This is a genomic window from Streptomyces sp. (assembly GCF_031181555.1).
Lineage (GTDB): Bacteria > Actinomycetota > Actinomycetes > Streptomycetales > Streptomycetaceae > Streptomyces > Streptomyces fimbriatus.
This window is the reverse complement of the sequence record NZ_JAPSKQ010000092.1, coordinates 16,683-26,034: the sequence shown is the minus strand read 5'-3', so window position 1 is coordinate 26,034 and position 9,352 is coordinate 16,683. Positions and strand designations below refer to the sequence as shown.

General features: G+C 70.3%; 6 protein-coding genes. 5 read left to right on the top strand and 1 reads right to left on the bottom strand.

Going from position 1 to position 9,352, the window contains the following annotated elements:
• Positions 1-11 precede the first annotated feature (11 nt).
• Positions 12-1,454 carry a CCA tRNA nucleotidyltransferase gene (locus tag RIM90_RS19250; RefSeq protein ID WP_309061962.1) on the bottom strand — a complete coding sequence of 481 codons (1,443 nt, stop codon included), beginning with the start codon at positions 1,452-1,454 and terminating at the stop codon, positions 12-14.
• A 255-nt stretch (positions 1,455-1,709) separates the two neighbouring features.
• Here RIM90_RS19250 and RIM90_RS19245 point away from each other — a divergent pair, with 255 nt between their 5' ends.
• The 5 genes from RIM90_RS19245 to RIM90_RS19225 all read left to right on the top strand — a co-directional run.
• The gene (locus RIM90_RS19245; protein ID WP_309061961.1) at positions 1,710-4,097 is read left to right on the top strand and encodes a DUF6049 family protein; all 2,388 of its coding nucleotides are present in this window, start codon (positions 1,710-1,712) and stop codon (positions 4,095-4,097) included.
• 44 nt (positions 4,098-4,141) lie between these two features.
• Positions 4,142-6,463: a murein biosynthesis integral membrane protein MurJ gene (gene murJ / locus RIM90_RS19240; protein WP_309061960.1), complete on the top strand. Its 2,322-nt coding sequence runs from the start codon at positions 4,142-4,144 to the stop codon at positions 6,461-6,463.
• 141 nt (positions 6,464-6,604) lie between these two features.
• Positions 6,605-8,320, top strand: coding sequence for a serine/threonine protein kinase (locus RIM90_RS19235; RefSeq protein WP_309061959.1), 1,716 nt, complete (start codon positions 6,605-6,607; stop codon positions 8,318-8,320).
• Between the two features lie 30 nt (positions 8,321-8,350).
• Positions 8,351-9,076: an RNA polymerase sigma factor SigM gene (sigM, locus tag RIM90_RS19230; RefSeq protein WP_309061958.1), complete on the top strand. Its 726-nt coding sequence runs from the start codon at positions 8,351-8,353 to the stop codon at positions 9,074-9,076.
• A partial coding sequence (locus tag RIM90_RS19225) for a zf-HC2 domain-containing protein (RefSeq protein WP_375165481.1) occupies positions 9,073-9,352 on the top strand: 280 nt, incomplete at its 3' end. The genes sigM and RIM90_RS19225, both read left to right, overlap by 4 nt.

Genomic DNA, 9,352 nt, shown 5'->3' with positions numbered 1-9,352 from the left:
GCTTCACCACCTCAGCCCTGTTGCCCGGCCCACCACTCCTTGAGCGCCGTGACCGCCGCATCGTGCTCCATCGGGCCGTTCTCCAGTCGGAGCTCCAGCATGTGCTTGTACGCCTGCCCGACGGCCGGCCCCGGCTTGATCCCCAGGATCTCCATGATCTGGTTGCCGTCGAGGTCCGGGCGGATGGCGTCCAGCTCCTCCTGCTCCTGGAGCTTGGCGATCCGCGCCTCCAAGCCGTCGTAGGCACGTGAGAGGGCAGCAGCCTTGCGCCGGTTCCGTGTGGTGCAGTCCGAGCGGGTCAGCTTGTGAAGCCGGCCGAGGAGCGGCCCCGCGTCGCGGACGTAGCGGCGGACGGCGGAGTCCGTCCACTCTCCCGTGCCGTAGCCGTGGAAGCGCAGGTGAAGTTCGACGAGGCGCGAGACGTCCTTCACGAGTTCGTTGGAGTACTTGAGCGCCGTCATGCGCTTCTTCGTCATCTTTGCCCCGACCACTTCGTGGTGGTGGAACGAGACGCGACCGTCCTTCTCGAAGCGCCGCGTACGGGGCTTGCCGATGTCGTGCAGCAGGGCCGCCAGGCGAAGGGTCAGGTCGGGACCGTCGTCCTCCAGGGCCATCGCCTGCTCCAGGACGATCAGCGTGTGCTCGTAGACGTCCTTGTGCCGGTGGTGCTCGTCACGCTCCAGCCGGAGGGCCGGCAGCTCGGGCAGTACATGCCGGGCGAGCCCGGTGTCCACGAGCAGCGACAGTCCCTTGCGAGGGTGCCCGGACAGGATCAGCTTGTTCAACTCGTCCCGCACGCGCTCGGCGGAGACGATCTCGATGCGCGCGGCCATCTCCTTCATCGCCACCACGACCTCGGGCGCCACCTCGAAGTCGAGCTGGGCGGCGAAGCGCGCGGCCCGCATCATCCGCAGCGGGTCGTCGGAGAAGGACTCCTCGGGTGTGCTCGGAGTGCGCAGCACACGCGCCGCGAGGTCGTCGAGGCCACCGTGCGGATCGATGAACCGCTTCTCCGGGAGCGCGACGGCCATCGCGTTCACGGTGAAGTCGCGGCGGACGAGGTCCTCCTCGATGGAGTCGCCGTACGACACCTCCGGCTTGCGTGAGGTGCGGTCGTACGCCTCCGACCGGTAGGTGGTCACCTCGATCTGGTAGCCGCTCTTCTGCGCACCGACCGTCCCGAAGGCGATCCCCACTTCCCAGACGGCGTCCGCCCAGGGGCGCACGATCTTCAGCACGTCCTGTGGGCGGGCATCGGTCGTGAAGTCCAGGTCGTTGCCGAGGCGGCCGAGGAGTGCGTCCCGCACCGAACCGCCGACCAGGGCGAGTGAGAACCCGGCCTCCTGGAAGCGGCGGGCGAGGTCGTCGGCGACAGGGGCGACCCGCAGCAGTTCACTCACTGCGCGGTCCTGCGCCTGGCTCAGGGCACTGGTTTCTTCGTTGGCGTTCGGCACAACAGAAGAGGGTACGTGGCGCGGGCGGCCGGAAGCTCCTCCATTCCGTGCTCGCGACCACTCGTCGATACCTGCACAAGGCCTGCCCTTGAGACGCGGGGACGCATTCCTCTTTATACGGTCACATACAGGACAGGCCGGCTCTCCCCCCGATCTTGGGGAACGGTCCGTGGCACTTCCCCTCCGCGAGCATCGTTACCATGCGTGGACGCACATTCCGACGACCACTGACGACGACGAGGGACGGGCGAGCGCGTGGCCGAGGCGGCAGACTTCCAGGGGACCCGTCCCTCACCTGCCCTCCGTCGGCTGCGGCACCTGGGAGCCCTGCTCGCCGGAGTGCCCCTGCTGGCCGGGCTTCTCCAGCTCCCCGCCGCGGCTCCCGCGGACGCCGCCGGACAGGACGCACCGCGGGCCGCCTCCGGCGCGGGGCCGGTCTCCGTCTCCGTGGACTCGCTCACCCCCAGCGTCCCCACCGAGGGGGACACCGTCACCGTGTCCGGCACGGTGACCAACAAGGGGAAGCAGACGGTCACCGACGCCCACGTCGGCCTGCGGGTGGGTCCGCTGCTGAACACCCGCTCGGGTATCGACAACGCCGCCCGGAACAGCGACGACGTCCAGAGCGTCGTCAACCCGGAGATCAACGACAAATACTCCGAGGAGTTTCCCAAGCTCACCCCGGGCGTCTCGCGGCCCTTCAGCATCTCCGTACCGGTCGACGAGCTGAACCTCGGGAAGGACGGCGTCTACCAGCTGGCCGTGTCGCTCGCCGGGCAGACCTCCGCGCAGCCCTGGGAGCAGACCCTCGGCGTCCAGCGGACCTTCCTGCCGTGGCAGCCCGAGGAAGCCGGCACACAGACGAAGACGACGTTTCTGTGGCCGCTGATCTCCACCGCCCACATGACGGCGGAGACGGGCTCGGACGAACAGCAGACACCGGTCTTCCGCGACGACGAGCTCGCCGAGGAGATCGCCCCGGGCGGTCGGCTGGACCGCATGGTGGCGCTGGGCAGGGATCTGGACGTCACCTGGGTGATCGATCCGGACCTGCTGGCATCCGTCGACGCGATGACCGAGAGTTACGAGGTCCGGGGGGAGGGCGGCGACAACACGGCCGGCAGCCACCAGAAGATCGCCGACCGATGGCTCGCCGAGGTGCAGCAGGCGGTGGCGGACAAGGAGGTCGTCGCGCTGCCGTTCGGCGACCCCGATCTGGCCTCCCTGGCCCACACCGGCACCGCCGTCACCGGCTCGCTGAGCCACCTCAAGGAGGCGACGGACGTCGCCGTCGACACGGTGGAGTCGATCCTCCACGTGAAGCCGACCACGGACTTCGCCTGGCCCGTGAACGGCGCCGTCGACCCTTCGATCATCAAGGTCGCCACCTCTGCGGGCGCCGACAAGGTGATCGCCCGCAGCGACACCTTCGAGGAGACCGGCGGCCTGTCGTACACGCCCTCCGCGCCCCGCCCCATCGGCGGCGGCACCACGGCCGTCGTGGCGGACGCCCTGCTGTCCACGGCGTTCCAGGGCGACATGACCAAGGCCTCCACGTCCACACAAGCGGTGCAGCGGTTCCTGGCCCAGAGCCTGACGCTCGGCCTCCAGACGGGCAAGCAGCGCAGCGTCGTCGTCGCCCCGCAGCGCACACCGTCCGCGAGCCAGGCCCAGACGATGGCCGAGGCGCTGACCGCCCTCCAGGACGGGACCTGGTCCGAACCCCAGGACCTCGCGGCGGCCGCGAAGGCCAAGCCGGATCCCGCCGCCACCACCAAGGTTCCCCCGGCCTCCGCGTACCCCTCCTCGCTGCGCAAGCACGAGCTGCCGCGGTCGGCGTTCGAGCAGATCGCGAGGACGCAGGCCAAGCTCGACAAGTTCACAGTGGTCCTCTCCGACCAGTCCCGGGTGGTGACCCCGTTCGGGCGCGCCCTGAACCGGGGGATGTCCGTGTCCTGGCGGGGCCGGGAAACCGATGCGGCGATCTACCGGAGCGGTGTGGAGTCGTATCTCGACACGCTCATCGACCAGGTGAAGCTCATCGACAAGTCGGAGACGAAGCTCTCCGGCCGCAGCGCCACGATCCCCGTGACGGTCCAGAACAACCTGGTGCAGGGCGTCGAGCACCTGGTGCTGCGGCTCACCTCGACCAACCCGACCCGTCTCGAGATCGGCGGCGACTCCTACGAGGAGCAGCCCATCACCGTCTCCGGCGGGCACAGCCAGTCGGTGAAGTTCACCACGTCCGCCAACGCCAACGGTCGGGCGACGGTGGTCGCCCAGCTGTACACCCAGGACGGCCAGAAGTACGGCGACCCCGTCACCTTCGACGTGAAGGTCACCGAGATCACCGCCACGGTGATGCTGGTCATCGGCGGCGGTGTCCTGCTGCTCGTCCTCGCCGGCTTCCGGATGTACACGCAGCGCAAGCGTGCCGCGGCCCGCGAGGCCGAGGAGCAGAACGACGAGGCGGTCGAGGACGTCGACGGCCCGCAGAACCCGGAGGCCCCCGCCGCGCGTCTCACCGAGGAGTCCGAGGCCGGTGCCCGGGCAGACGCCCCGGAGCAGCCGAGTGACCCGGCACCGGACACCGCACCGGAGAACACCGACCCGTCCGGCACGGGTGAGAGAGTGGACCGTTGAGTATGTCGTGGCCGGTGGGCCGGGGACGATGAGGTGGGGTAACCATGAACGCGCCGTACGACGGTGACCGCGGCCATGCCGCGGGCAACTCGGGCTACCCCGAGTCGGGCCCCCCCGAGGGTCCGCCGCCCGGGCACGACCAGGTGCCGCAGCCGCCCGCCGACCCGTACGTCCAGGACGCCTACGACCAGGACCCCTACCGGGCGCAGGACATCGCCGCCCAGGATCCCGTCGCGGAGGCGCTCTACGACCGCGCCGCACACCCTCCGCCCCCTCCGGGCACGTACCCCCCTCAGCAGCCGCTCTACGGACAGCCGCCCCAGTCGCCGTACGCTCCCGATCCGCGGGTGTGGGCCCAGACCCCCGCGCCTGAGCCGGACGGACCGACGACGCAGTACCTGCCGTACGGCGACGACCCGCGCACGACACAGTTCGTGGGTGTGGACGACCTGGTGGGCCAGGCCGGAGACCGGCGCCACGAGCCGGACGCCTTCGCCCACCTCTTCCGCGACCAGCAGCAGAGCGGCACCTTTCCCGACCAGCAGCAGGGCGGCGGATACCCCCAGCAGCACAGCGGTGGGCATCCCGGCCACCCGTCGGCGGATGGCCGGCCCTACGCATCCGCGCCGGTGCCCGGTCCGTCCGCGGCACCCGGCCATTACGCGGGGGCCACTCCGCCCCCCGCCGCCGAGGCCCCGGCCCCGGAACCGGCTCCCGCACCCGCCCCGAAGAAGGGCGGCCGGGCCGGGAGCCTGCTGAAGTCCAGTGCCGTGATGGCGGCGGGCACGCTGGTGTCCCGCCTCACGGGATTCATCCGGTCCGCGATGATCGTCTCAGCGCTGGGCCTCGGTCTCCTCGGCGACTCGTTCCAGGTCGCCTACCAGCTACCGACGATGATCTACATCCTGACCGTCGGTGGTGGCCTCAACTCCGTCTTCGTGCCGCAGCTCGTGCGGGCGATGAAGGACGACGAGGACGGAGGCGAGGCGTACGCGAACCGTCTGCTGACGCTCGTCATGGTGGCCTTGGCCGCGCTCACCGCCCTCGCGTGGCTGGCCGCCCCGCTCCTCGTGCGCGCGCTGTCGAACCCGGTCGCCACCGACCCCGCGGCCAACGACGTCGCCGTCACCTTCACCCGCTACTTCCTGCCCTCGATCTTCTTCATGGGCGTTCACGTGGTGATGGGTCAGATCCTCAACGCGCGCGGCCGCTTCGGCGCGATGATGTGGACCCCGGTCCTGAACAACATCGTCATCATCGTCACGCTCGGCACGTTCATCTGGGTCTACGGCACCGCCGCCGACTCCGGCATGACCGTCGAGAACATCCCGCCGGAGGGCGAGCGGCTGCTCGGCGTGGGTGTCCTCCTCGGCCTCGTCGTCCAGGCCCTGGCGATGATTCCGTACCTTCGTGAGACCGGGTTCCGTATCCGCCTGCGGTTCGACTGGAAGGGGCACGGGCTGGGCAAGGCGGCGATGCTCGCCAAGTGGACCATCCTGTTCGTCCTCGCCAACCAGGCAGGCGCTCTGGTGGTGACCCAACTCTCCACCGCCGCGGGCCTGGATTCGCCTGTGGAGGGCACGGGCTTCGCCGCCTACGCCAACGCCCAGCTGATCTGGGGCCTGCCCCAGGCCATCATCACCGTCTCCCTGATGGCCGCCCTGCTGCCGCGCATCTCCCGCTCGGCGGCCGAGGACGACGGCGGCGCCGTCCGCGACGACATCTCGCAGGGCCTGCGCACCACGGCCGTCGCGATCGTGCCGATCGCCTTCGGTTTCGTCTCGCTCGGCATCCCGATGTGCACGCTGATCTTCGGTTCCTCGGGCACCAGCGAAGCGACCAACATGGGCTACATGCTGATGGCCTTCGGCCTGGGCCTGATCCCGTACTCCGTGCAGTACGTCGTCCTGCGCGCCTTCTACGCGTACGAGGACACCCGAACCCCCTTCTACAACACGGTCATCGTGGCCGCGGGCAACGCGATCGCGTCGGCCGTGTGTTTCCTCGTGCTCCCGGCCCGCTGGGCCGTGGTCGGCATGGCCGCCTCGTACGGCGTCGCCTACGCGCTCGGCGTCGGCGTCGCCTGGCGCCGGCTGCGCAAGCGTCTGGGCGGGGACCTGGACGGCGCGCGAGTGCTGCGCACGTACGCCCGGCTGTGCATCGCGTCGGTGCCGGCCGCGCTGCTCAGTGGTGCGGTCTGCTACGGCATCAGCCAGGCGCTCGGCCAGGGCGTCATGGGCTCGTTCGCCGCGATCCTGGCGGGCGGGGCCGTCCTGCTCGGCGTCTTCTTCGTCGCCGCCCGCCGGATGCGCATCGAGGAGCTCAACTCTCTGGTCGGTATGGTCCGCGGACGCCTGGGACGCTGAGGCAGGGGGTAGGCGCACAACCATCGTCAGCCCCCGTGTGTCGTGCATAGCGGCGGACTGTGGGCACAATTGGTTTCGGCGTGGGACGGCGCGCAACGGACGCCGACCGACGCGCAATGGATGGGGAGGCAGGGAACGACGGTGGCGGAACGGAGCACAGCTGCCGTCGACGTGGCAGACAACAGCGGCGAGCAGTCGCTGACCGCACAGGCGGACCAGTCCACGGCCGACGGGGTGGCCAAGAACCGGGAGCGGGACACGGACAGCGACGAGGCACAGGAGAACACCGGGACCGACGGTTCCGGGAAGACCTCGCCGCCCGAACTGCACAGCGGCCACAAGCTGGCCAGACGCTACCGCCTCGAGGAGTGCGTCACCCGTCTGGACGGATTCAGCAGTTGGCGTGCCGTGGACGAGAAGCTCCGCCGCGCCGTCGGCGTGCACATCCTGCCCGCGGACCACTCGCGTGCCCGGTCCGTCCTGGCCGCGGCCCGCTCCTCCGCCCTGCTGGGCGATCCCCGCTTCGTCCAGGTCCTGGACGCCGTCGAGGAGAACGACGTCGTCTACGTCGTGCACGAATGGCTCCCCGACGCCACCGAGCTGACCACGCTCCTGGCAGCCGGCCCGCTGGAGGTGTACGACGCCTACCAGATGGTCAGTCAGGTCTCCTCCGCCATGGCCGCGGCCCACCGCGAGGGCCTCGCCCATCTGCGCCTGAACCCCAACGCCGTACTGCGCACTTCGACCGGCCAGTGGCGCATCCGCGGCCTCGCCGTGAACGCGGCACTGCGCGGCATCAGCTCCGACGCCCCGCAGCGCACCGACACCGAATCCATCGGTGCCCTCCTGTACGCCGCTCTCACCCAGCGCTGGCCGTACGAGAGCGACGCCTACGGCATGTCCGGCCTGCCGAAGGACATCGGCCTGATCCCGCCCGACCAGGTGCGGGCCGGGGTCCACCGCGGCCTGTCCGAACTCGCGATGCGGGCGCTCGCCAACGACGGGGCCACCGCCTCGCGCCATGAGTCGCCGTGCACCACGCCGGAGGAACTGGTGAAGGCGATCGGCGAGATGCCCCGCATCCGCCCGCCGGAGCCCGCGTTCACCACTCCACCGGAGTACCAGCGCACGACCTACCAGCAGGGCACGTACGGCCGTCCGGCGCCGCATCCCGGCGTCACCCAGCCGGTGCAGGCCCCGCCTCCCCCGCTGCAGAGCCGCACGGGCAAGGCACTGAAGTGGGCCGTCTCGGCCCTGCTGATCGCCGCGCTCGGCCTGGGCAGCTGGCAGCTCGCGGACGCCCTCATGGACCATGGCGGCAAGGCGGACGACACGAACAAGACCCAGACCACGGACGGGGACGACAAGAACGGCAACAAGCCCGAGCCGCCCAAGCCGCTCGCGATCCAGGGCGCTCAGGAGTACGTGGCGAAGGGCAACGCCCAGCATCCGGCGGACGTCGGCAAGACGTACGACGGTGACAGCTCGACGTACTGGCGCACCAACAGCTTCATCGACGGCCCGGTCCTCGCCCCGTACAAGCCGGGTGTGGGCATCGTCTACGACCTCGGCTCGAAGCAGAAGGTCTCGACGGCGGCCATAGGGCTCTTCTACAGCGGCAGCCACACGACGGTCGAGCTGTACGCGGCGGACTCCTTGCAGCCGTCCTCCCTCGACGCGATGCAGAAGATCGGCACCGTCACGACGAGCGGGAACACTGCCACGGTGAAGGTCACCAAGCCGGTGAAGACCCAGTACGTGCTCGTGTGGCTCACCGCTCTTCCTCACGCGCCCGGCGACACCTACAGCGATCCCGGCTACAAGCAAGCGGTCACCGACGTCACCTTCAAGAGCTGAGCCCGGCGAACGCGAGGGGGAGGGGGTCCGATGGCAGATGGCACCGCATACGGCGACACGAGCGATCAGGACCTCATGGCCCGCCATGTGAAGGGCGACCCCGATGCCTTCGGCGAGCTCGTGCGCCGTCACCGCGACCGGCTCTGGGCCGTGGCCCTGCGGACGCTGGGAGACCGGGAGGAGGCCGCTGACGCGGTTCAGGACGCCCTTGTCTCCGCCTACCGGGCCGCCCACACCTTCCGCGGCCAGTCGGCCGTCACCACGTGGCTGCACCGGATCACGGTGAACGCCTGCCTGGACCGTGCGCGCAAGACGGCCTCCCGGAAGACCGCCCCGGTCGACGACACGGAGCGCCTGGAGCAGCTGCTGGAACCCCACGAGTCCGCCTCGGCGCCCGCGGAGCGCAATGATCTGCACCGCCAGCTCATCGAAGCGATGGGGACCCTCCCGCCCGATCAGCGGGCGGCACTCGTCCTCGTGGACATGCAGGGCTACCCGGTCGCCGAAGCCGCCCGCATCCTCGACGTGCCCACCGGCACGGTGAAGAGCCGTTGCGCCCGAGGCAGAGCCAGACTCCTGCCCCTGCTCACCCATCTGAGGCCGGGCGGCTCCGATGAGAGCAGGAAACAAGGGGCGGAACGGAACCGGACGCAGGGGGCATCCGTCCCACCCGCAGCGGGACCGCGTCGAGCGGATCCCCCGGACACAGGACCGAGTGACCCGGCGACAGTGAAGGGCGGAGGTGGGCGAGCGTGACGTCGACGACAGACAGGGCGAAGCACCCGGACGTCGCGGAGATCTCCGACCTCACCGAAGGACTCCTGCCACCGGAGCGGACCGCCGACGTACGCCGGCATCTGGACGAGTGCGAGCTCTGCGCGGACGTCCACGCCTCACTCGAGGAGATCCGGGGCCTGCTCGGCACGATGCCGGGTCCGCCCCGTATGCCCGCCGAGGTCGCGGGCCGCATCGATGCCGCGCTCGCGGCGGAGGCTCTGCTCCAGTCCACAGCGCCGGATGCCGAGGAAGACC

Coding starts and splice junctions, on each gene's coding strand:
- murJ (WP_309061960.1), top strand. CDS start 4,142: ATGAACGCGCCGTACGACGGTGACCGCGGCCATGCCGCGGGCAACTCG.
- sigM (WP_309061958.1), top strand. CDS start 8,351: ATGGCAGATGGCACCGCATACGGCGACACGAGCGATCAGGACCTCATG.